The 23,665-nt window shown below is 69.2% G+C and carries 17 protein-coding genes; 8 read left to right on the top strand and 9 right to left on the bottom strand.

Annotation, left to right across the window (positions count from 1 at the left end):
• The first annotated feature begins 341 nt into the window (after positions 1-341).
• Positions 342-695, top strand: a complete 354-nt coding sequence (locus VFA06_RS10105) for a hypothetical protein (RefSeq protein WP_324840202.1) — start codon at positions 342-344, stop codon at positions 693-695.
• Positions 696-1,046: 351 nt separating this feature from the next.
• On the opposite strand, the gene VFA06_RS10100 is transcribed toward VFA06_RS10105, so the two are convergent.
• The gene (locus tag VFA06_RS10100) at positions 1,047-2,927 is read right to left on the bottom strand and encodes a dolichyl-phosphate-mannose--protein mannosyltransferase (protein ID WP_324840201.1); all 1,881 of its coding nucleotides are present in this window, start codon (positions 2,925-2,927) and stop codon (positions 1,047-1,049) included.
• A 54-nt stretch (positions 2,928-2,981) separates the two neighbouring features.
• Between VFA06_RS10100 and rsmI the strand changes: the two genes are divergently transcribed.
• From rsmI to VFA06_RS10065, 7 genes are all read left to right on the top strand, one after another.
• On the top strand, positions 2,982-3,905 hold the full coding sequence (rsmI, locus tag VFA06_RS10095; RefSeq protein WP_324840200.1) for a 16S rRNA (cytidine(1402)-2'-O)-methyltransferase: 924 nt from the start codon (positions 2,982-2,984) through the stop codon (positions 3,903-3,905).
• 68 nt (positions 3,906-3,973) lie between these two features.
• Complete coding sequence (gene metG, locus VFA06_RS10090; protein ID WP_324840199.1) at positions 3,974-5,602, top strand: methionine--tRNA ligase; 1,629 nt, start codon at positions 3,974-3,976, stop codon at positions 5,600-5,602.
• Positions 5,599-6,492 carry a TatD family hydrolase gene (locus VFA06_RS10085; RefSeq protein ID WP_324840198.1) on the top strand — a complete coding sequence of 298 codons (894 nt, stop codon included), beginning with the start codon at positions 5,599-5,601 and terminating at the stop codon, positions 6,490-6,492. Before metG ends, VFA06_RS10085 begins: the two co-directional genes overlap by 4 nt.
• Before the next feature lie 366 nt (positions 6,493-6,858).
• A complete protein-coding gene (locus VFA06_RS10080; RefSeq protein WP_324840197.1) occupies positions 6,859-8,652 on the top strand; it encodes a ubiquitin-like domain-containing protein in 1,794 nt (597 codons plus the stop codon).
• Complete coding sequence (locus VFA06_RS10075) at positions 8,649-9,650, top strand: rRNA adenine dimethyltransferase family protein (protein ID WP_349260142.1); 1,002 nt, start codon at positions 8,649-8,651, stop codon at positions 9,648-9,650. The genes VFA06_RS10080 and VFA06_RS10075 overlap by 4 nt, the downstream gene beginning before the upstream one ends.
• Before the next feature lie 5 nt (positions 9,651-9,655).
• Positions 9,656-10,618 carry a 4-(cytidine 5'-diphospho)-2-C-methyl-D-erythritol kinase gene (locus VFA06_RS10070; RefSeq protein ID WP_324840195.1) on the top strand — a complete coding sequence of 321 codons (963 nt, stop codon included), beginning with the start codon at positions 9,656-9,658 and terminating at the stop codon, positions 10,616-10,618.
• 170 nt (positions 10,619-10,788) lie between these two features.
• Positions 10,789-13,551 (top strand): beta strand repeat-containing protein, encoded by a 2,763-nt coding sequence (locus VFA06_RS10065; protein ID WP_324840194.1) that lies wholly within the window; start codon positions 10,789-10,791, stop codon positions 13,549-13,551.
• An 80-nt stretch (positions 13,552-13,631) separates the two neighbouring features.
• On the opposite strand, the gene VFA06_RS10060 is transcribed toward VFA06_RS10065, so the two are convergent.
• The 8 genes from VFA06_RS10060 to VFA06_RS10025 all read right to left on the bottom strand — a co-directional run bounded on the left by VFA06_RS10060 (position 13,632) and on the right by VFA06_RS10025 (position 23,336).
• Positions 13,632-14,051 carry a VOC family protein gene (locus tag VFA06_RS10060; RefSeq protein WP_324840193.1) on the bottom strand — a complete coding sequence of 140 codons (420 nt, stop codon included), beginning with the start codon at positions 14,049-14,051 and terminating at the stop codon, positions 13,632-13,634.
• 9 nt (positions 14,052-14,060) lie between these two features.
• Positions 14,061-14,480 (bottom strand): helix-turn-helix transcriptional regulator, encoded by a 420-nt coding sequence (locus tag VFA06_RS10055; RefSeq protein ID WP_324840192.1) that lies wholly within the window; start codon positions 14,478-14,480, stop codon positions 14,061-14,063.
• A 36-nt stretch (positions 14,481-14,516) separates the two neighbouring features.
• Positions 14,517-15,068: a GNAT family N-acetyltransferase gene (locus VFA06_RS10050; RefSeq protein WP_324840191.1), complete on the bottom strand. Its 552-nt coding sequence runs from the start codon at positions 15,066-15,068 to the stop codon at positions 14,517-14,519.
• Between the two features lie 67 nt (positions 15,069-15,135).
• A complete protein-coding gene (locus VFA06_RS10045; protein WP_324840190.1) occupies positions 15,136-17,028 on the bottom strand; it encodes a beta-galactosidase in 1,893 nt (630 codons plus the stop codon).
• A gap of 35 nt (positions 17,029-17,063) precedes the next feature.
• Complete coding sequence (locus VFA06_RS10040; RefSeq protein WP_324840189.1) at positions 17,064-19,325, bottom strand: xyloglucanase; 2,262 nt, start codon at positions 19,323-19,325, stop codon at positions 17,064-17,066.
• A gap of 87 nt (positions 19,326-19,412) precedes the next feature.
• Positions 19,413-20,381: a carbohydrate ABC transporter permease gene (locus tag VFA06_RS10035; RefSeq protein WP_324840188.1), complete on the bottom strand. Its 969-nt coding sequence runs from the start codon at positions 20,379-20,381 to the stop codon at positions 19,413-19,415.
• Positions 20,378-21,283, bottom strand: coding sequence for an ABC transporter permease (locus VFA06_RS10030; RefSeq protein WP_414639862.1), 906 nt, complete (start codon positions 21,281-21,283; stop codon positions 20,378-20,380). Before VFA06_RS10030 ends, VFA06_RS10035 begins: the two co-directional genes overlap by 4 nt.
• 367 nt (positions 21,284-21,650) lie before the next feature.
• Positions 21,651-23,336: a hypothetical protein gene (locus VFA06_RS10025; RefSeq protein ID WP_324840186.1), complete on the bottom strand. Its 1,686-nt coding sequence runs from the start codon at positions 23,334-23,336 to the stop codon at positions 21,651-21,653.
• Positions 23,337-23,665: the final 329 nt, after the last annotated feature.

Here is a 23,665-nt window from a genome sequence, read left to right as displayed (position 1 = left end):
ACAACGCGCGCTCCGCTGCCGCGCAGGCGCTACGCGCGGAACGCTGCGCTGGCCTCGGCTCCGCTGCGCTCCACCTCAACGCCCGCAGCTGGCTCGGTGACCCCTACCGGGACGGTGGCCACGAGTTCGACGAATCACCCGCGCCAGCGCTCTACGTCGCGATAAATTGACCGGCTGTGACCACACCCACCGCTTCTGACTCCGGCTCCGAACCAGAAATACCTGCCGCAGCTGGGAAACAGAGAGCCAACCGTGGCCTCGGCGCGCGACTCGGCGGGTTCGTCGCACTGCTCCTCCTAGCAGCAGCCTGCGGTGGTACGAGCGGCACCACGACAATCCCCGTGGACAGCACGTCGAGCCCTAGCGCGACTATCAGCGACACCACCTCAGCAACCCCAAGCCCAGCAGACAGTTCGCCGAGTCCACCGCCGGCGGCACCCACCGTCATTCCGACGACTCCGATCGCCACCGCCGCGGCTAACCCACCGCCTGCCCCGGTACCGACAACGCAAGCCCCGCAGCCCGCGCCCACGACCGCGCAGGCCCAGAGCTGCTACCCACTGACCGACGGCGGCAACTGCTACAAACCCGGCGAATACTGCCGCAAGAGCGACCATGGCGCGACCGGCATCGACGCCAACGGCGATGCGATCAAGTGCGAGTACAACAACGGCTGGCGCTGGGAACGCATCTAATTCCCCGTCGCAGTACGACTTAAGTGGCTACCCATCATTGACGCAGCCGATTCCTGCTCCTGCCCATCATTCGGTGCGCCCGATGTGTGCCCCGGAGCGCGCTGAACGAGCGGAACGGCCCGGAGGGCCAGCGCAGCGTCCAGGGCGAAGCCCGTGCGCGGCAGCGCCTTGAGTCCGTGGAGCGGCCGAGTCCTAGGCGAGGACGCGGAGCGGGGCGGGCGGGTGGGTCCAAGCCAACCGAAGCGCAACCGGAGCCGCCCGAGAAGCCGCGACACCGGACCACGAACGCGCAGCGCCGCCCGCCCGGAGATGCGGGCAGGCGGCGCGCGGTGAGCCAAGGAGACTCGCGGATCAGATCCAGGACGGCAGCCACATGTGGTTGGACCAGTCCGTGTACGGGATCGTCTGCCCTGTGTAGATCGGATAGAAGTACGCGAACAGCGCCACGACGCCGATGACCAGCGTTCCGGACACCGCCGCGCCCCAGACCCGTCTGGTCGGCGACGCGTCCGCGCGGCCGAGGATCGCGCCGATGGCCATCGTGGCGCCGAGCACCATGAAGGGCAGGAACGCGATCGCGTAGAAGGAGAAGATCGTGCGCTGGGCGTACCACATCCACGGGCCGACCCCGGCCGCGATGCCGGCCAGGATGGCGGCCGCGCGCCAGTCCCTGCGGCCGATCCAGCGCCAGAACAGGAACAGGATCGCCGCGGTCGCGAACCACCACAGCAGCGGGTTGCCGAGCGCGAGCACCTCGGCGGAGCAGGTGCCCATCGACGGGGTGCAGCCTTGCTGCCCGGTCTTCGGCGACTCGTAGTAGAAGGCGACCGGGCGGCCCATGATGAACCAGGACCACGGGTTCGACTGGTATGGGTGCGGGGTCTGCAGGTTCGAGTTGAAGCCGTACTGCTGGTCCACGTAGTTCCACAGCGACCGGAACGGGTTGGTCCACGTCGGCCAGAAGTTCGAGGGGTGCGTGTTGGCCCAGAACCGGTTGTAGCCGCCGCCGTTGCTGGTGTCGAAGAACCAGCCGGCGTAGGAGGCCACGAACACGGCCGCGGCCGTGATCGGCAGCGCCAGGAACGCCCAGGGCACGTCGCGGATCAGCGTGGCGACCGAGGGCTTGCGCACGCCGACGGCCCGGCGGGCGCCGCGGTCCCAGAGCACGGTGAGGATCGCGAAGCCGGCGACGAAGAAGATGCCGTTCCACTTGGTCGCGGTGGCCAGGCCCAGCGAGAGGCCGGCGATCCAGCGCCAGGGCCGGAAGCCGAGCCTGGGCCCGCGTTCCTTCGCCGAGAGCAGAACGGTGAGCCCGCGTTCCTCGCGCCAGTCGGCGAATTTCGCGCGGGTCTTGTCCCGGTCCACCAGCAGCGCCGCGAAGGCGCCGAGGATGAAGAACATCTGGATGCCGTCGAGCAGCGCGGTGCGGGCCATCACGAAGGCCAGGCCGTCGAAGGAGAACAGCAGCGCGGCGATGCAGCCCATCAGCGTCGAGCGGAACATCCGGCGCGCGGCGCGGGCGATGATGAAGATCGCCAGCGTGCCGAGCACCGCCTCCATCAGCCGCCAGCCGACCGGGTTCAGGCCCCAGATCTGCTCGCCGGCGCCGATGACCCACTTGCCGAACGGCGGGTGCGCCACGAACTCCTGGCAGCCGGAGGAGCAGCTGAAGTCCGCGACGCCGTTGTGGCCGAAGGTTCCGGGGCCGACCAGCTTGCCGTTGGCGACCGAGCCGTTGCTGGCCGGGTCCCAGCCGTGCTCCCAGCCGTAGACGTACATCGACCAGGCGTCCTTGGCGTAGTACGTCTCGTCGAAGATCACCGAGTTGGGCCACACCAGGTTCCAGAACCGCAGCACGCCGCCGACGATGGTGATCGCCAGCGGCAGAATCCAGCCGGCGCCGCGGAAGAACTCCGGATAGTACGGCGGCACCAGCCGGTCGCGCAGCGGGGCGCGCGGCTCCGGAGTCGGCGTGCCGTTGGCGCGATACCAGACCCGCCCGCGTTCCCAGCCGCGGCGCATTCGGCGGCGCCAGGGCGCGTCGAAGGGCTCTGCCTCCGGCCACGCCTCCGCCGCGCCGCCCTCGAAGTGCGCCTCGCCGTTCGCGGTCGCGGCGCCGGGCGCGTGGTGCTCGCCGCGCCGTGGCGCGCCGCCGAGCTCCTCAGCCGGGCTCGCAGGCTCCGGCCAGTCGGGCAGTTCGGCCGCGTTGTCGCTCTGCAGGTCGCTGGTCACGCGGGCCATCGTACGGATTGGCCCCCGCCCCGCGCACCAGGGGACGATGGATTCGTGAAACCTGATCGTCCGTTTTTGTACTCGGCCTCGCGTTCGCAGGAGGGCGCCGGCGTGCTCGTGCTGGCCGGCACGCCGATCGGCGATCCCGCCGACGCCCCGGCCCGGCTGGCCACGGAACTCGCCACCGCGGACGTCATCGCAGCTGAGGACACCAGGCGGCTGCGGCGGCTGACCCAGGAGCTCGGGGTCGAGCCGGCCGGGCGTGTCGTGTCGTACTTCGAGGCCAATGAGAGCGCCCGCACGCCGGAGCTGGTCGCGCGGCTCGTCGAGGGCGCCCGGGTGCTGCTGGTCACCGACGCCGGGATGCCGTCCGTCTCAGACCCTGGCTTTCGGCTGGTCACCGCGGCGGTCGCGGCCGGGGTGCGGGTCACCGCGGTGCCCGGCCCCTCGGCGGTGCTGACGGCTTTGGCGCTTTCCGGACTCCCGGTCGACCGGTTCTGCTTCGAGGGCTTCCTGCCGCGCAAGGCCGGCGAGCGGGCGCGGGCCCTAGCTGCGAACGCCGCCGAGCCGCGCACCATGGTGTTCTTCGAGGCTCCGCACCGGCTCGGTGAAACTCTCACGGCGATGGCTGACGCGTTCGGCGCGGACCGTCCGGCCGCGGTATGCCGCGAGCTGACGAAGACCTACGAAGAGGTACGGCGCGGGCCGCTCGGTGAGTTGGCGGCGTGGGCGGCCGAAGGGGTGCGCGGGGAGATCACGGTCGTGGTCGGGGGGGCGGAACCAAAGCGCGCAGAGGACACGGCGCCCGACGAGTTGGCGGCGCTGGTGGCCGCGAGGGAGGCGGAGGGGGAGCATCGCAAGGCGGCGATCGCGGCCGTGGCGGCGCAGACCGGCGTGCCGAAGCGGGCGGTGTTCGATGCGGTGGTGGCCGCGAAGGAGGAAAAGGAGGGATCGGCGGGCGAGTCCTCGACGCGATGAACGGTCGCCATCGTCCGCTGCCGCTAAACCGTGCCGGATCGGGCGAACAGCCCCGTTAGGATTTGTGCATGGCTTCTGGCAGCGACGCCCCGGGCTCCGGGGACAAGACCTTCTACGTCACCACGCCGATCTACTACGTGAACGACGCGCCGCACATCGGGCACGCCTACACGACGACCGCCGGTGACGTCCTGACGCGTTGGCACCGTCAGCGCGGCGAGTCCGTGTGGTTCCTCACCGGCACCGACGAACACGGCCAGAAGGTCATGCGCACGGCCGAGGCCAACGGCACCACGCCGCAGGAGTGGACCGACCGGCTGGTCGAGTCCGCCTGGAAGCCCGCACTGGTCACCATCGACGCGGCGAACGATGACTTCATCCGCACCACCGAGCAGCGGCACACCGAGCGGGTCCAGGAGTTCTGGCAGCGGCTTTACGACGCCGGCGAGGTGTACAAGGGCTCGTACGAGGGCCCGTACTGCGTGGGCTGCGAGGAGTTCAAGCTGCCGGGCGAGCTGCTCGACGGCGAGGGCGAGTACGCCGGCCAGAAGGTCTGCGCCATCCACGGCACGCCGGTCGAGTACATCGCGGAGGAGAACTACTTCTTCCGGATGTCCACGTACACCGAGCGACTGCTGGAGCACTACGAGGCGCACCCGGAGTTCATCCAGCCCGCCTCGGCCCGCAACGAGGTGGTCTCGTTCGTCAAGCAGGGCCTGCAGGACCTGTCGATCTCGCGCTCCTCGTTCGACTGGGGCATCCCGATCCCGTGGGACCCGAAGCACGTGCTCTACGTCTGGATCGACGCGCTGCTCAACTACGCCACCGCGATCGGGCTCGACTCGCCGTCGGCTGCCGACAAGGAGAAGTTCGAGCGCACCTGGCCGGCCGACGTGCACCTGGTCGGCAAGGACATCCTGCGCTTCCACGCGGTGATCTGGCCGGCCATGCTGCTGGCCGCGGGGCTGCCGCTGCCGAAGCAGGTGTTCGGGCACGGCTGGCTGCTGGTCGGCGGCGAGAAGATGTCGAAGTCGAAGCTGACCGGCATCGCCCCGCACCAGATCACCGACCACTTCGGCTCGGACGCGTTCCGGTACTACTTCATGCGCGCGATCCCGTTCGGCCAGGACGGCTCGTTCTCCTGGGAGGACATGTCCGCGCGGTACACCTCGGAGCTGGCCAACGACTACGGCAACCTGGCCTCGCGGGTGGCCGCGATGGTCGGCAAGTACTTCGGCGGGACGCTGCCGGAGGCGACCGACCACGGCCCGGCCGAGCAGGCGATCGCCGACGCGCTGGCGGCGACCGTGGCGGCCGCGGACGAGAAGGTCTGCGCGCTGGACTTCCAGGGCGGCATCGCGGCCGTGTTCGACTTCATCAAGCTGGTCAACGGCTACCTCACCGAGCAGGAGCCGTGGAAGGTGGCCAAGGGCGAGGACGAGGCGTCGAAGGCGCGGCTGGCCACGATCCTGTACACGGCGGCCGAGTCACTGCGGGCGGTGGCCGTGCTGCTGAACCCGGTGATGCCGAAGTCCTCGGCCGCGCTGTGGGACTCGCTGGGCGCGCAGGCCTCGCTGGGCGCGCTGGCCGAGCAAGTCGTGCAGGACGCGGGCCGCTGGGGCCTGCTGCCGGCCGGCTCCACGATCACCAAGGGCGCCGTGCTCTTCCCGCGGCTGGAGGAGCCGGTGGCGGCGTGAGTGCCAACAGAGACAAGGGCGCGCGGGGGCAGGACATTCCTCCTCCCGCGCCCGAGGCGTTGCCGTTGCCGGTGGCCGACAGCCACACGCATCTCGACATGCAGGACCGCAGCGTCGAGGAGTCGCTGCGGCTGTCAGTGTCCGTCAATGTGACGACGCTGATTCAGGTCGGTTGCGATGTGCCGTCCTCCGAATGGGCGGTGCAGACGGCGCAGCAGCACCCGGAGATTCACCCGACCGTGGCGCTACACCCGAACGAGGGACCACGTCTGGTCCTGGGGGACGTTGACGGCTGGAGCCGGCAGCACCGGGCGCCCGGCGGCTCGGCGGCGCTGGACGCGGCGCTGGCCCGCATCGACGAGCTCGCGGCGCTGCCGCACGTGGTCGGGGTCGGCGAGACCGGCCTCGACTACTTCCGGACCGGACCAGAGGGTGTGGCCGCGCAGCAGGAGTCCTTCCGGCGGCACATTGAGATCGCCAAGCGGCACGGCAAGGCCCTGGTGATCCACGACCGCGACGCGCACGAGGACGTGCTGCGGATCCTGGAGGAGGAAGGCGCGCCGGAGCGGGTCGTCTTCCACTGCTACTCCGGGGACGCGGCGATGGCGAAGATCTGCGCCGAGCGCGGCTATGTCATGTCATTCGCCGGGCCGGTCACCTTCAAGGCGAACGAGGCGCTGCGCGAGGCCCTGCAGGTCGCGCCGCTCGATCTGGTACTGGTCGAAACGGACGCGCCGTTTCTCACGCCGGTGCCGTATCGCGGACGCCCGAACGCACCGTATCTGATCCCGCACACAGTGCGATCGATGGCTGAGACGCGCGGGACGGACGTCGCCGAGCTGTGCGCGGCGATCGACGCCAACACGCGTCGGGTGTTCGGGCTGCGCTGACCAGGTTTTCCTGACGCTGCGTCGATCGGCGCGGACGGTGCGTGCCCCCATCTGGTCATTTTTCGCAGAGCACTGCCACGCTTCGGTAACCATTTGCGGTAGCCATTTCGCACTACGCCAATCGAGCGCTTCGGTGACGAAGACCACAAATCGCAGGCTGCAATCCAGCTCAAATCGCCATAAAGCGCCGCCCACAAATAGGACTAACTGGACATCAGATTTAGCCAGGGGACCGAAAGGGGCTATGGCGACCATGAACGGGAGTGGAATAGAGTCCCTTGCTCGGTAGCCGGATCGGTTCACTCCCCCGCCGCTTTCCCGGGCGTCGCGGAGTCCGTGGCCGGAACCTGCGAGGTCTGGAGTGTAGTGAGCGGATCACGCTCGACCCGGGGCACGGGTGGCGGCGGCCCGATCCAAGGCGCCTCCGCTTGGCCGTCCTCCTTCACCGGTCCCGCGCGGTATTCGCCCCCGTTCAACACCGGCGCGGCCGACGACCAACCGACCGCACACGGCGAGCCTTACGCCCCGTACGCGGACGGCGCCGCCGAGTATGCGGACCCGTATGCCGCGGAGGGATACAACGCGGCTGACTACGGCTCAGTCGACTACGAGGCGGAGTACCGCAGCGAGTCCTACGACAGCGGCGTGTACGAGGCGGATTCGTATGCTGCCGCGTCCTACGCGGGCGAGCCCTACGGCCACCGCGGCGGCGACTATCCGGCCGACTACGCCGCGCCCGACTTTCCCGCCCCCGCATACGTGGGCGATGACTACCCGGCGCACGCGTACGACCCGCACCGCTTCGGAGACGAGGCCGGATACGCGGGCCACACCGGCGGCTACGAGGGCGACGGCGGCTACGGCGAGCCGGAGCCCGAGCGCGGACGCACGCGCCTGCTGACCAAGCCGCGCCTGCCGGAACTCGACGGTCCCGAATCGGACCTCGACACCGAAGCCGAACTCGGGGCGGCGGCCTTCACGCCGGCCACCGATCTCGACCTTCCCGGCCAGCGGCAGCCGGAGAGCCTGCGCACCCGCGGCGGCGCGCAGCGGCAGCCGCAGTCCGGCCGCCGGAAGATCGGCTGGGCCGGGCGCGCGGTGCAGGGCCTGGTGCTCGCGGCGCTGCTCGGCGGGGTGACCGCGTACGTGGCCTTCGAGAAGACGGTCACCGTCTCGGTGGACGGCTCGACGCGGCAGATCCACTCCTTCGCCGCCACCGTCGGCGCCGCGCTGGCCTCGGACAGCATCACCACCGGCAGCCACGACCTGGTCAGCCCCGCGCCGTCCGCCGCGCTGGCGGACAACTCGACGATCACGGTCAAGTACGGTCGTCCGATAAACGTCACGGTCAACGGCACCCCCGAGCACGCGTGGGTGCACGCGCCGACCGTCGGCGGGGCGATGCAGGAGCTGGGCATCCGGATCCAGGGCGCCCGCTTCGTGTCGGTCGACCCGGGCACCCCGATCAGCCGCTCCGGCCGTGACTTCGCGGTCTTCACGATGCGGCACGTGACCTTCCTGGTGGACGGCAAGACCGACCAGATCGACACCACCGCGGCCACCGTGCAGGACGCGATGGGCCAGGCCGGGATAACACTGCAGAACCAGGACACCGCCTCGGTGCCGATGGCCTCGCTGCCGACCGACGGCGAGACGATCTCGATCCTGCGCGTCACCGGGACCACCGAGGTCAAGGAAGTCTCGCTGCCCTACGCCGTCACCAAGCAGGACGACCCGAGCAGCTACGTCGGCACGACCACGGTCGTGACGCCCGGCCAGAACGGCGTCGCGAAGGTGACCTACGCGCTGCAGATCATCAACGGGGTCAAGCAGGCCCCGAAGGAGATCTCCCGCGTGGTCACCAAGCAACCGGTGACCGAGGTGGAGAAGGTCGGCACCAAGGCGCTGCCGAGCAGCGCCTCCGGGCTGAACTGGGCGGCGCTGGCCAACTGCGAGTCGGGCGGCAACCCGCACGCGGTGGACCCGAGCGGCACCTACTACGGGCTCTACCAGTTCTCGGTCTCGACCTGGGACTCGCTGGGCGGCTCCGGACTGCCGTCGAACGCCTCGGCGGCGGAGCAGACCACCCGGGCCGAATTGCTCTACCAGCGGTCCGGTGCTGGACAATGGCCGGTGTGCGGCCACTTCCTGTTCAGCTGAGCGATGGCGGGGGCGAGCGCCCGGCGGCAAGTCAGCCCGGGCTGCTCGGCCCCGCCGACGTACGCGCGCTGGCCGAGCGGCTCGGCGTGCGGCCGACCAAGCAGCTCGGCCAGAACTTCGTCATCGACCCGAACACCATCCGCCGCATCGTGCGGGCCGCTGGCGTGCGCTCTGACGACGTGGTCGTGGAGGTGGGCCCCGGGCTCGGCTCGCTGACGCTCGGGCTGCTCGGCGCGGCCCGCCGCGTGGTCGCGGTGGAGATCGACCCGGTGCTGGCCGGCGCCTTGCCGCAGACCGTCGCCGAGCGCTTTCCCGAGGCGCTATCCGGGCCCGGCGACGGCGCGGATCCCGCGGCGAGCCCTGACGGCTCTTCAGCAGCCGCCTACGGCGACCCGGCGCTGCCGCGTTTCGCACTCGTCCAAGCCGACGCGATGCGCATCACGGAACTGCCTGGCCCTCCCCCGACCGCGCTGGTCGCGAATCTGCCCTACAACGTGGCCGTGCCGGTGCTGCTGCACATGCTCGAGCAGTTCCCGTCACTCGAACGGGTGCTCGTCATGGTGCAGGCGGAAGTCGCCGATCGGCTGGCGGCCGAGCCCGGCGGCCGGGTATACGGGGTACCGAGTGTCAAGGCCCGCTGGTACGCCTCTGTACGCCGGGCCGGTTCTATCGGTAAGAACGTGTTCTGGCCGGCCCCGCACGTCGAGTCCGGTCTGGTAGCGCTGGAGCGCAGGCAACCGCCCACGACGCGGGCGAGTCGCAAGGAGGTGTTCGCGGTGGTGGACGCGGCCTTCGCGCAGCGCCGCAAGACCCTGCGGGCGGCGCTGGCCGGCTGGGCGGGATCGGCGCCGCGGGCGGAGCAGATCCTGCGCCGCGCGGGGGTCGACCCGGCGGCGCGCGGCGAAGCGCTCACCGTGGACCAGTACGCTGCGATTGCCGAGGCCGCGAACGCCGACGCGGCGGACCCCGGGCGCGAGCCGGGGCTGGATGGGAGCTGACTGGAGTGACCGCGCTGGAAGACTGGGATGACGGGCCCTTCCGTCCCGAAGCGGTCACCGTCCGGGTCCCCGCGAAGATCAACCTTTCGCTCTCGGTGGGACCGCTGCGCCCCGACGGCTACCACGAGCTGGTGACCGTCTTTCACGCGGTCTCGCTCTATGACGAGATCGTGGCGCGGGCCTCGCGCGGCTTGTCGCTGACCGTGGAGCCGCTGCGCCGCGACTCGGACGTGAGCGGGGTGCCCGACGACGAGCGCAACCTGGCCTGGCAGGCGGCGCTGCTGCTGGCCGAGCACGCGCGGGTGGAGCCGGACGTGCGGCTGACCATCCGCAAGGACATCCCGGTGGCCGGCGGCATGGCGGGCGGCTCCGCGGACGCGGCGGCCGCGCTGGTGGCCTGCGACCGGCTCTGGGGCACCGGGCTGCGCCGCGACGAGCTGCACGACCTGGCCGCGAGCCTGGGCAGCGACGTGCCCTTCGCGCTACACGGCGGCACGGCGATCGGCACCGGACGCGGCGAGCACATCTCCCCGGTGCTCGCGGCGGCCGGCCTGGAGTGGGTGATCGCGGTCTACGACGGCGGTCTGTCCACGCCCAAGGTGTTCGAGACCTGCGACCTGCAGCGCCGCCGGGACCGGCGCGAGACCCCCGAGCCCGGCGTGCATCCGGACCTGATGGCCACGCTGCGCTCCGGCGACGCCGACCGCATCGGCGCGGCGCTGTACAACGACCTGGAGCCGGCCGCGATCGAGCTGCTGCCCGAGATCGGCGAGCTGCTCGATATCGGGCGCGCCGCGGGCGCCGCGGGCGCGCTGGTGTCGGGTTCCGGACCGACCACGGTCTTCCTGGTGGACGGGCCGGTCAGCGCGGCCGAGGTCGAGGAGCAGCTGCGCTCGAGCGGCCTGTGCCGCGCGGTCCGCCGGGCTCGCGGACCGGTCTCCGGAGCGTTGGTCTCGAACGTGCGATAGGGGCGGGGGCGCAAGTCAGCACCCTGCGTCATGGTCTTGACTGTAGCGGACTCGTTACCGCCGTCCGCTTATCCGTTTAATCCAGACCACATATCCTCGCTCTGCTGTACAACTATCAGTACTTCAGAACTTCAGAGAAAGCCGGGGGGATGTATCTTCGACGTCTTGCCGTGCCTGTCGCAGCCATTGCGGTCGGCGCGGCTTTTCTTCCTGCCTACGCATCGGCGGCCACCGCGCACCACGCGCCCGCCGCGCATGGTTCCACCTTCGCGACCGGCGCCGGGGCGGCGTCGGGCTTCAAGACCTTCAGCAGCCCGGCGAGCAAGTCCGTGCGCCTGCAGAGGGCCGCGACGCAGCCGGTCAAGAGTCGCACCTCAGCCACCGGCAAGATCATCTACGCGGGCACCTACGACTGCGCGGTCGAGGCCGGCGACGGCACGCAGGCCAACCCGTACTGCTTCCTGCAGGACGCGGTGAATGCGGCGGCGCCAGGCGACACCATCGACGTCTCCGGCTCGACCGGCTACTTCTCGTCGCACGCCGTGGTCGTGAAGACCTCGGGCATCTCGATCGTCGGCACGAGTGACCAGTCGTGGATCTGGCCCGGGAACGCCGACGCCGGAAAGCCCGCGCTCATCCTGGACGGCGTCAGCGACGTCACGGTAAGCAATCTGATGCTCACCGCGACGAACGTGCCGAGCGTCGAGATCGTCGGCTCCTCGGGGATCACCCTGGACTCGGACTACATCGACCAGCGGTTCACCGCGGGCACGGACACTCTCACCATCGACGGCGCGTCAAGCAACATCACGGTGAGCCGCACCTTCGTGGACAACGGCACCTGGACGGCCCCTGGCCATTCGGCGATCTCCATCGCGTCCGGTGCGGGCAATGTCACGCTCGCCAGCGATTTGATTGCCGCGTCCGGCATCAAGGCCGACACAGTCGCAGGGCTCACCGTCACCGGGAACACGATCCAACGCACATGCGCCGCGGCCATCGACGTCGAGGGCGCGTCGAGTGGCATCTCGATCCAGAACAACCTCCTGGAAGACGCCAACCCGCAATCCGACGGCGCCGGATACCAGTCGAACTGCGCGGCGAACAGCCAGGCATGGGCGCCCGACGTCGTGATCTCGGCGAATGCGAGCGCACAGGCGACCGCGGACTACAACGACTTCTATGTCTACGGCACGGACGCCACCGATCTGTACTCGTGGGCGGGCACCGCATACACGACGCTCAGCGCCTTCCAAACCGGTACCGGCCAGGGCGCGCACGACGTGATCGACTCGAAGCAGGCCCAGCAGATCAGCAACTTCCGGTCGAACACGGACGGCGCGATCGACGCCAAGCTGGTGAAGGGGTCGGCGGCCATCGGCTCCGCTAACACGAGCGCTCCCGGCGCGCTGAGCAGCGATTTCTACGGTGCCAGCCCGTACACGAGCCGCGGTGCGGTCGAGTACGTGCCGGTCGACCCGAACCTCGCGGTGTCCTTGTCAGCTCAAAACACCAGCGCGCTCGGGTTCTCGTTCCAGGCGGCCGTGACAAGCACCGACGTGCCGCTGGACCTGACCATCGCGTGGGGCGACGGAACGACCTCGAACACGTCGTTTACCGGCAGCAACACGTACTTCACGGTGCACACCTACAGCAAGCCGGGCAGCTATCCGATCTCCGCCACGGTCACCGACAACCAGGGCGACACGGTGGGCAACACCGTGAGCGTCACGACCGCGGGATCGGATTACACCGCGTACGGACCGGTGCGGATCCTGGACACCCGCAACGGAACCGGCATCGGTGGCACCGCGGCCAAGGTCGGCCCCAACGGGACGGTGAAGCTCCAGGTGAGCGGGAGCGGCACGCCGGGCAGCCTGATCCCGGCCGGAATCACCGGGGTGGTGCTGAACCTGACGGTGACCAACCCGACCGCGACCGGCTATCTGACCGCGTATCCGAACCAGGGGTACGGAGGCGTGCCGCAGAACCGGCCGACGTCGAGCAACGTGGACTTCCAGGCCGGCCAGACCGCGCCGAACCTGGCCGTCGTCCCGGTCGGCCCGGACGGCATCGTCGACCTCTACAACGGCTCGGGCGGCACCGTGAACCTCATCGCGGACGTCAGCGGATACTTCACGCAGTCGGCCGCGAGCGGATACAGCCCGCTGAGCCCGGCCCGGCTGGTCGACACCCGCAAGGGGGTCGGCGCACCGAAGGCCCCGGTGGCCGCGGGCGGCAAGCTCACCGTGCAGATCGCCGGCGCGGACGGCGGGCAGCTGCCCTCCGGCCTGACCGCCGTCGCGCTGAACGTGACCGTGGTGACTCCGCAGACCGGCGGGTATCTCACGCTCTACCCGGACGGGGGCTCGCGGCCGACCGCTTCGAACCTCGACTTCGGCGCGGGCCAGGTCATCGCGAACGCGGTGATCGTACCGGTCGGTTCGGACGGCAAGATCGACGTCTACAACGGCAGCGGCGGGAGCGCCAACGTGCTCGTGGACGTGGTCGGCTACTACAGCACGTCGAGCACGAGCGCGCTCGTGCCGGTGACCCCGATCCGCCTGCTCGACACGCGTACTTGGGCGTACGGGCCCATCACGCCGGGCGGCTACGCCTACCTCTGGAGCAAACTGAGCACGACCGATCCCAAGCTCACGGCGGTCGTGGTCAATACGACGGTGACGCGCACCAAGGGTTCGGGCTACGAAACCGTGTCGCCCGATCCGAACTCGCTGAATGCCTATAACGGCGGTACGGCGGTCTTCCCGACGCCGCCGAACGTCTCGACGCTGGACTGGAGCCAGGGGCAGACCGTGCCGAACCTGGTTCAGGCGAGCACCGGCCAGAACGGCATCGTCGACTACTGGAACCGCAGCGGCGGGAACATGGACCTGATCGTCGATCAGTTCGGCTACTACCAGGCCGACTGAGGCCGGTTCCGGTCGCGGGCACGAGCACTGAGTGACGGGGCCTCGGGCACACGGAGGGTGTACCCGAGGCCCCGCCTCGCCTAGCTCTTTCGCGATACCTGGCTGAACCGCAACGCGTTGCCCGCCGGGTCGCGGAACGCGCAGTCTCGCACGCCGTACGGCTGATCCATCGGTGCTTGCAGCACGTCGGCGCCGGAGGCGGCGACCCGCTCGAACAGCGCGTCGACGTCGTCGGTGGCGAAGTTCACGCCGCGCAGCAGACCCTTGGCCTGGAGCTCGATCAACGCCTGCCGGTCGGCCGCGGTCGCGTTCGGGTCCACGCCCGGCGGCTCGAGCACGATGTTCACCTCGGGCTGCGCGGGCGACCCGACCGAGATCCAGCGCATTCCCTCGTACTTGACGTCGTTGCGCACCTCGAGGCCGAGCACGTCCTGGTAGAAGGCGAGCGCCTTGTCGTGGTCGTCCACCGAGATGAAGCAGTGCGAGAGCTTGAGGTCCATGGCTACACGCTACGACCGCGGGAGGTCCTTCGCCCGCGCATCGCGCAGCGGGCGGGTCACGATCTTGGCGTAGCAGGGCGGGATGACCGCGCTCTCCTCATGCGAGCGGCTGCGGTACGACGTCGGGCTCTCGCCGACCAGCTCGGTGAAGCGACTGCTGAACGAGCCGAGCGAGGTGCAGCCGACCTCGAAGCACACCTCGGTGACGGAGAGGTCGCCGCGCCGCAGCAGCGCCTTCGCGCGTTCGATCCGCCGGGTCATCAAGTAGCTGTACGGCGTCTCGCCGAACGCCGCGCGGAAGCTGCGGGAGAAGTGCCCGGCCGACATGTACGCGGTGCGGGCCAGCGCGGCCACATCAAGTGGCTGCGCGTAGTCGCGGTCCATCTGGTCGCGGGCCTTGCGCAGCCGGATGAGTTCTTCCACGGTCACCAGACCAGGATGGCACGGACCGCTGACATGCGCGGATCATCCGGCTTCGGCGGCGGAGGCGAAGAGATCAGCCGGGTCGATCAGCCAGTGGTTGGAGTGGATGACCCGGTCGGCGAACGTCACGTCGCGCTTTCCGACCAGGGTGAAGCCGAGCGGGCGGCAGATTCCGTTGGAGGGGCCGTTGGTGGCGCCGGGGAAGGCGTGCACGCGGCCCCAGCGTCCGTCCTCGTGCGCCAGCCGGAGCAGTTCGCGCACGGCCCGCTTCGCCAGCCCGCGCCCCTGGAACTCAGGCAGCACCATCCAGCCGATCTCGGTGATCGGGGCGGGCCGCGGGTCGGCCGGATCGGGCTCCTCGTCCTCGTGCGACCAGAGCACCACGTTGCCTGCCACGATGTGCGGCGCGCTCTCGTCGGGGACGATCATCTTGATCCAGCCCTCGCCTGCCGCGACGGTCGCCACGTCCCGGCGGACCTTGTCCTCCATGCCCTCGGGCGGCAGTGGACCGCCGAGTTCGGCCATCATCACCGGATCGCAGCGCAGCCGGATGTAGGCGTCAACGTCGCCGAGTTCCACATCACGCAGGTGCATGCGTCCATGGTCGCGAGAGGGTCTGACAGCGCGGAGCGGGCGCTGGCTGTTGACTGCCAACCTCTGATTAGAGGTCGCGGATCTCGACGGACTCGTCCTCGTGGTTGAGCAGGAAGACCTTGTCGCCGCGCCTAATCGCCTCGACGCGCGGCGGAAGACCGGCGAGTACCGGCCGGGCTCCGGCCGCCGCGCAGGCCGAGGCGAGGATGCGGGAGAGGGCCGCGGGCTCGGGAAGGGTAGCGACGTACCAGGCCGTACCCTCGCCGTAGGTGTTGCGCAGGACAGCGGGGATGCCGGAGAGCGGCCCGCTGGTGAAGGTGGCCACCGGGGTCGCTCCCTCGACGGTCAGCCACTCGGCCCAGGTCGCGGCCGTGAAGTCGCCGAGTTCCGCCGATTCCAGGGTGAGCGGTTCGTCGGGCAGCGGCCAGTACTCCTCGATACGCAGACCCAGCAGCTCGCGGAACGGGACCGGGTGCCCGCCCAGCCTGATGCGCTCGTCGGGGTCTGACACTCCCGAGAAGGGGCCCATGACGAGGTGCCCGCCGCGCTCGACGTAGCGCACCAGATTGGCCGCCGCGACGTCAGTAACCTGATAAAGATTGGGCACCACGACAAGCTTGTAAGTGCTCAGATCCGCCTCGGGATGCGCGAAGTCGGCGGTGATGTTCGCGCGCCACAGCGGCGTGTAGTACTCGCGCATCCGGTCGAGGTACCTGAATCCACTGTGCGGTTGGTGGTCCAGCTCGACCGCGCGCCAGGCGTCCCAGTCGTGCAGGATCGCCACCTCGGCGGTCACCCGCGTGCCGATCACATCACCGAGCCGCGCGAGTTGCCCGCCGAGTTGACAGATCTCGCGGAACACCCGGGAATCAGGGCCCGCATGCGGCACCATCGCGCCGTGCGTGCGCTCCGCTCCCTGCATCGAGGCGCGCCACTGGAAGTGCAGCACGCCGTCGGCGCCGCGTGCGACCGCTTGCATGGACCACAGCCGATTGAGGCCGGGTCGTTTGGGCGTAGCGATGTAACGCCACCCGGCACCCGCCGGCGACTGCTCCATCAGCAGCCACGGCTTGCCGCCGCCGAGGCTACGCGTGAGGTCGTGGGCCATCGCGTTGTCGCGGGCCGCGTCGGGGTCGTTCGGGTCGGGATAGGTGTCGAGCGAGACTAGATCCTCCTCACGAGCCCAGCGCCAGGAGTCGGTTCCCTTGAAGAAGCCCATGAAGTTGGTGGTCACCGGGATCGCCGGGTTGTGCGCGCACACGATGTCGCGTTCCGCGACGAAGCCGCCGAGCAGCAGGTCCGAGGCGAAGCGCTGGTAATCGAGATCCTGGGTCGGATTGATCACGTACTGCACCTGCCGGGGCGGGATCACCTCGGCCCAGTCGCTATAGCGCTGCGACCAGAACGCGGTTCCCCAGGCCTGGTTGAGGCCGTCCAGGTCGCCGTAGCGGACCTGCAGCCAGGTGCGAAAGCGCGCGGCGCACCGGTCGCAGTAACAGACCGTGCCGAACTCGTTGCCGATATGCCATATCCGCAGTGCCGGGTGGTGCGCGTACCGCGCGGCCAGCGCCTCGCTGATCTTGTCCGCGAACTCGCGGTAGACCGGGGAGGAGGGACAGTAGGCGTTGCGCGAGCCGTACGTGCGGATCGTGCCGTCAGGGTTCTGCGGCAGCGTCTCCGGCCATCGATGGTTCATCCAGGGCGGCGTCGATGCGGTCGGTGTAGCCAGGGCGACGCCGATCCCGTTGGCGTGCAACAGGTCCAGCACGTCGTCGAGCCATCCGAACTCGTATACGCCCGGCGTCGGTTCAAGCATCGCCCAGGAGAACACGCCGACCGTGGCCAGGTTCACCCCGGCTTGCCGCATCAGGGCCATGTCCTCCTCCCAGACCTTGCGCGGCCACTGCTCGGGGTTGTAGTCGCCGCCGAACAGGATGCGGTCGGTGAAGGAGGAGGACATGGGCGGTTCCTGATCTTGCGGTGCGGGCGAGCGGGTTAGAAGGAGAGGCCGAGTGGGGCGACGTCGACGGTCTGTATCCCCCGGCCGTTGGTGGCCAGGTAGACGCGGCCAAAGTCGTTCGGGTCGCCGGTGATCGCCTGACCGGTCCAGCCCCAGTTCTGCGCGTCGCTGTTGATCCGGTGCCAGGACGCCGCGTCGTCAGTGGACATGAAGACTCCGGTCACCCCGCCGACCACGCCGACCTGGTAGAGCGTCAGGTACTTCGACCAGGGCGCGGCCTTGCCGAAGCCCAGCGTGTACGACGAGCTCGCGGAGCCGACCTTGGTCCAGGTCGCGCCGCCGTCGGCCGAGTGGAACAGGCCGTCGTCGAGTCCTGACAGCCACAGCTCGCCGGCCTTGCCCGGCGTCGCCTTCACCTGCGTGTTGTTGCCGCCGGAGAAGGAGGTCGCGGTGCTGGTGAAGGTGTGGCCGCCGTCGGTGGACTTGTAGAACGTGCCGTTCGTGCCGTCGATGGCGTAGAAGACGGCGGAGTCGACCGCGTCGGCCACCGGCGTCAGCCCGGCGGGCAGGCCGCTCACGGCGGTCCAGGTCTGCCCGTCGTCGGCCGAGTAGGACGTGCCTGAGCCGGCATTGGACGTGTCACCAGCTGACCATACGATCGTCTTCCCGTCGGCCGAGACGGCGACCTTCCCGCCGCCGCTGGTGGTGGTCGCCGGCTTGGTGAACGGGGTCCACGTGCTGCCGCCGTCGGTCGAGTACGCGCCGAACTGGTTGTTGCTGCCATACCCGACGCGCGCGATCAGCGAGCCGTCCGCGGACTGGGCCAGGCCGGTGCCGGAGCTGAGGATCGGGTTGGCGGACATGCCGGTGGCTGGGGACTTGGTCAGCGAGGTGTGGCAGAACCCGCCGAGGTCGCCGACCGCGCTGATCAGCTTGCAGGAGCTGGTCCCGCGCGGCACCAGCAGGTCGTTGATCGCGGTCTCCTCGATGCCGCGCGCGGCCTTCGAGGAGAAGGTGACGGTGCCGCCGCTGTCCATCGCGCCGAGGTTGTAGGTGCCGTACAGCGTCGCGCCGGTGCCGTAGACGACGTGGTTGGAGTCGAAGGGGTCGATCGCCACGGCGCCGATCCACCAGCCGAACTTGGGCGTCGCTCCCCAGGCCAGGTAAGGCGAATCGGAGATGTCGAGGGACGTCGACGCGGACACGTCCTGCCAGGTGGCGCCGCCGTCGGTGGACCGGTAGAGGGTGTCGATCGGGTTCCACCGGTCGTTGGTGGAGACGATGACAGTATTCGGATTCTCCGGGTCGACCGCGAGGCCGTCGTAGCCGTACCAGTTGGACGAGGGCGGCGGAGAGACGTCGGCCGGAGAGGTCACCGCTGCCGCGGTGGACCCCTTCGCGAACTTGTAAAGCTTGCCGGTGCCCATCCAGTACGGGCCGGTGATCTGGTCGTAGACCACGTACAGCGACCCGTTCGCGGCGAACTGCGCCTTGATCGGGATCGTGCCGGGTCCCCCGGCGACCGCGGACCAGGTTTGCCCGCCATCAGTGGTCTCATACAGCGCGCTCTTGTCCGCGTCCCCGACCACGATGTGCCGGGTCGGGGTGCCGCGCCGGTGCTTCTCGGTCTGATCGAAGGTCACGAACTGAAGGCCGCTGGTGGAGTTCGAGCCGAGGTCGGGGAACGCGGCGTCCTGCGCCCAGGTCGCCCCGCCGTCGGTGGACTTCCACAGCCCGTCGTTGCGCGAGGCGAAGTACAGGATGTCGTCGTCGTTCGGGTCCACGGCCAGCCGCTCGCCCGAGTCGCGGCCCTGATCGTTGGCGCCCAGCAGGATCGGCAGCTGCGTGGTCTTCCAGTGCGCGCCGTAGTCGTCGGAGCGCAGGATCGCGCCCTTGTTGACCGAGTTCCAGCTGTCCGCGTACTCGCCGACCGCGGCCCACACCCGGTTCGGGTGCAGCGGAGAGGTGGCCACGGACTCGACGCCGAGCTGGTTCCAGTCGTTGAAGCCGGTCCAGTCCAGCAGCGGGATCCAGTTCTGACCGAACGCGTCCCAGCGGTACAGGCCGCCGATGTCAGTGCGCAGATAAGCCAGTCCCGGCTGGGTCGGGTTGTAGACGACGCCGGTGATGAAGCCGCCGGCGCCGATCTTGACGTTGCTCCAGTGCGGTGACAGGCCGAAGCCGAGCCCGGAGGCCGAGCCGGCGGCCAGCGCCGCGGGGGCGGCGGCCAGCGAACCGGCCAGCAGCGCCGAGCAGGCGGCCGCGGACAGCAGTGCCCTCTTCGTTGCATGACGCATGGGAGTGTCCTTGCGGGATGGGCTCCGCCGGGCGGGCGAGTGCGGCGCCCGCCTGGCGGAAGACTGGGAAAGGGTGGGAAGCGCCAGCTAGCCCTTGATCGCGCCGGTGAGCATGCCCTTGGCGAAGTGCTTCTGCACGAAGGGGTACACGATCACGATCGGCAGCACGGTGAGCACGACGACCGCCATGGACAGCGAGAGCGGGGAGCTCTGCTGGTGGATTCCGCCGTAGCCGCTGTTCGCGACGCCGGGCATCGTCATGCCGAGGTTCACGTACTGGTAGAGGACGTACTGGATCGGCCACTTCTGCTGGTCGGCCGGCATGTAGAGCATCGCGCCGAAGAAGGTGTTCCAGTAGCCGACCGCGTAGAACAGGGTGATCACCGCGGTCACCGCGCGCGAGGTGGGCAGCACCACCGACCAGAGGATGCGCCACTCGCCCGCGCCGTCGATGCGCGCCGCGTCGATCAGGTCGACCGCGGTGCCGGCGAAGAACGAGCGCAGCACCAGGATGTTGAACACGCTGACCGCGTTGGGCAGGATCAGCGCCCAGTACTGGTCGTAGCCGCCGAGTTCGGTGACCACGATGAAGGTCGGGATCAGGCCGCCGCTGACGAACATCGTGATGATCAGCGTCATCAGGATCGTGCGATGCGCGAACGAGCGGTAGCGGGACAGGCCATAGGCGCACAGCACGGAGACCACCATCGAGATCAAGGTGCCGACGATGGTGATGCCGAAGGTGACTTCCAGCGCGCGGGTGACCGTGCTGTTCTCGAAGACCTGCCGGTACGCGTCGAAGGTCAGCCCGTGCGGCACCAGCACCAGGCCGCCGGCCCGGTTGATCGCCCCCTGGGTGGAGAAGCTGGTGAGCACGACGCAGTACAGCGGGACCAGGACCACCGCCAGCACGACGGCGATGACGGTGCCCTTGCCGAACTGCCCGGCCTTGGTGGGCGGCTCCTCCCAGACCGGACGGCCCTTGGCCCGCTTGCGTGGCGGGGTCTTGGCCAGCGCCCTGGGAGCGAGTGCGCCTTCGATTCCCAACTCGGTCATTTGCGGTACAACCCATCCTCACCGAAGGCGTGCGCGAGCCGGTTTGCGCCGTAGATGAGCAGCAGCGAGATCACGCTCTTGAACAGGCCGGCCGCGGCGCCGTAACCATAGTTGTTGGTGCCGATGCCGTAGTAGAAGGCGAAGGTGTCCAGCACGTCCGCGGCCTCGTGGCCGACCGCGTCGCGCTGGATCAGCATCTGCTCGAATCCGACGGTGAGCGCGTTGCCGAGGCGCAGCACCAGCATCAGGATGATGACGCCCTTCATGCCGGGCAGCGTGATGTGCCACATCCGCCGCCAGCGCCCGGCGCCGTCGGCCGCGGCCGCCTCGTAGAGCGTGGGGTCGATCGCGGCCAGCGCGGCCAGGAACACGATCAGCCCCCAGCCGGCCTCCTTCCACACCGCCTGGGAGGTCACCAGCAGCTTGAAGGTGCCCGGGTCGGTCATCACGTTCCACGGCGTGATGTGGTGGTGGATCAGGAAGGTGTTGAGCAGGCCCGCGCCGCCGAGCATCTGCAGGAAGATCGAGACCACCAGCACCCAGGAGAAGAAGTGCGGCAGGTAGACCACGGCGGAGACGAAGGCCCGCACCTTGTTGCTGATCACCGTGTTCAGCAGCAGCGCCAGCACGATCGGCACCGGGAAGTAGAGGATCAGCTGCACGGCGCTGATCGCCAGGGTGTTCTCCACCGCCGTCCAGAACAGCGGGTCGCCGAACAGCTGGCGGAAGTTGTCCAGGCCGATGAACTGGCTGTGCAGGACGCCGACCAGCGGGTCGTAGAACTCGAAGGAGGTGATCACGCCGAACATCGGCAGGTAGTTGAAGACGATCACGAGGGCGATGGCCGGCAGCGTCATCAGCAGCAGCGTCTTGTCCCTGCGCAGCCGGGAGCGCCAGGTCATCCGGCGGCGTGGGGCCGGCCGGAACCCGCTGTCCTCGGGTACGCCCAGATCAAGGTCCGGACCGGCCGCTAGCGCGCCGGTCCGGGCGGCATCGGCCGTGAGCGCGTTCGCGCGCTCCGGTCCCCCGCCGCCTGTCGTGATCGCCGCCACCGGTTGACTCCTCACTCGTGCCGTCTGCTACCTGCTGCTCGTCCGGCGTGACCGCTGGAGCCGGTTCCGTGTCGCGTGCGCCGTTAGCGACACGGAACCGGAGTCTGTGAACTGGACCAACTGTGAATCGGACTCATCGTGAATCGAACCAACAGTGAATCCGGCCCGGCGCCGGGCGCCGCCACGGCGCGCCCGGCGAACTCGCGCGCTGCGCGAGCTACTGCATCGAGCCGAATTTGTCGTACACGTTGGTCTGGTACCAGTTGATCAGCTCGGTGCCGCCGTTCTTCTTCCAGGTGGTGACGGCGTCCTGGAACGCGGAGACCGGCTTGAGACCGTGGTAGACCTCCTTGACCGTGTCCTCGACGGCCTGCGCGGTGTCGGCGGCTGCCAGCCGGGCGGGCACCTGGATGTTGGCGTTGTCGAAGACCGGCTTGTAGGCGTGCTTGGCCGCGTCGGCCTGCCAGGCGCAGAAGTCCTTGGTCAGCTGGTCCATGCCGGGGTTCGACACGACGCTCGGCGGCGCGGCGAGGAACTGGTAGGTGTCCTGGTTCGCTTCGGTCTTGCCCTTGTCGGTGTAGGTGGGCCCGGCTGAGGTCATCGTGTAGTCCACGCCCTCGGCACCGAAGTTGATCAGCGTGTACTCCTTGGAGCCGTACGGCGCCGCGAGGAAGTTCGCGATCGAGAGGCATTCCTTGATCTGCGCCGGGGTCAGGCTCTTGTTCAGGTAGCTCATGATGCTCGCGCCGGAGCCGACGAAGATGGTCGGCGTCGTGGTCCCGTCGGCGGAGAAGACCTTGAAGGCCTGCCGGTTGTACTTGGGGTTGGCGGCGATGCCGGACTGGGCGTCCATCAGGTTCCAGGCGCCGGTGCCGCCCGAGCCGAGGATGGTCTTGCCCGAGTAGAACCGGGTGTTGGCGTTGCTGGTGTCGCCCGCGAGCGCGTCGGGGTGGATGTAGCCGGCCTTGGCGACCTTGTAGTTCCAGTTCAGCGCCTCAAGGTACTGCGGCGTGTCGTACATGTGCACCAGCTTGCCGCTCTGTACCTCGAACTTCGAGTGGACGCCGAAGGGCTGGTACGTGTACGGCCACAGGTCGTCGCAGGCGCCGATGCCGCCGTTGGCCTGCTTGCACTCCTTCATGAGGGCTTCGAAGTCGGCGATCGACTTCACCTCGCCGCTCAGACCGAGCTTGTCGAGGATGTCCTTGCGGTAGAAGAAGCAGCCCGCGAAAGCCGCGCCACTGGCGAAGGACGGGATGCCGTAGAGCTTGTTGTTCCACACTCCGGCGGTCCAGGCCGCGGTGGGGATGGCAGCCAGGTTCGGGTACTGCAGGATCTTGTCGCCGGCCAGGTACGGGGTCAGGTCGGCCAGCTGGCTCCCGGTCAGCTCGCCCACGGTGAACGCCGAGTTCCACCAGGTCGGCATCTGGATCCAGTCCGGCAGCTTCTTGCCGGCGATCAGCGCGGTGACCGAGGTGTTGTAGGTGTTGCCGTTGGCCGGGTGCATGTTGATCGTCGCGCCGAGGGCCTTGTTCACGGCCTGGTAGTAGGCGTTGTTCGCGGCCGGGATCGAGCCCCACAGCGGCGTGATCGCGTTGTAGGTGCCGCCGGAGCCGGGAGTGCCGCTCACGGTCGCGACCGGGTTCGCCGGGTAGGTCAGGTAGCCCGCGTCGGTCACGGCTCCGCCGGAGCCCTGGACGACGGGGATGTCCGGGGTCACGGCGGAGTTGGCCTTGTACGTCGGCAGCGCGGCCGCAAGGCCGGTCTTGGTGTTGGTGCTCCCCTTCGCGGTGGAGGAGCCATTGCCACACGCGGCAAGCAGCGGGGAGAGGGCTAACGCGCCTGCGGCGCCCGCGGTGGCCGTCACGAAGCCGCGGCGGGTAAAGGCGTTGGAGCTCGGCATTGAACTCTCCATTGACGGAAGTGGCTCCGCCTCGTCCTGGGAATCCGATCTTAAGAGCGGATCCGCGCCGGGTCTCGGCGGGTGGGTGTCAAGTTGTCGTGGTGCGGGACTGCGTCTGCCAGTCGGCGGCTCCGGATCGTCACCGCACCGAGGGAGAGCACCGCCCTGTGGCGAGACTGTCGAAGCGCTTCAATATTGCGTTGAGGTTAGGTCAGCCCCACCGCCCACGCAAGGGTGTTCGGTCACGTTTCGATATCGGGAGTGATGTCGTTCGAGGCCGCGGGCGGCCCGCCCGCAGCCCTGGACCAGCCCGATCGATACCGCTTGTG

This window comes from Actinocrinis sp. (assembly GCF_035653575.1).
GTDB lineage: Bacteria > Actinomycetota > Actinomycetes > Streptomycetales > Catenulisporaceae > Actinocrinis.
This window is presented reverse-complemented; position numbering and strand designations above follow the sequence as displayed.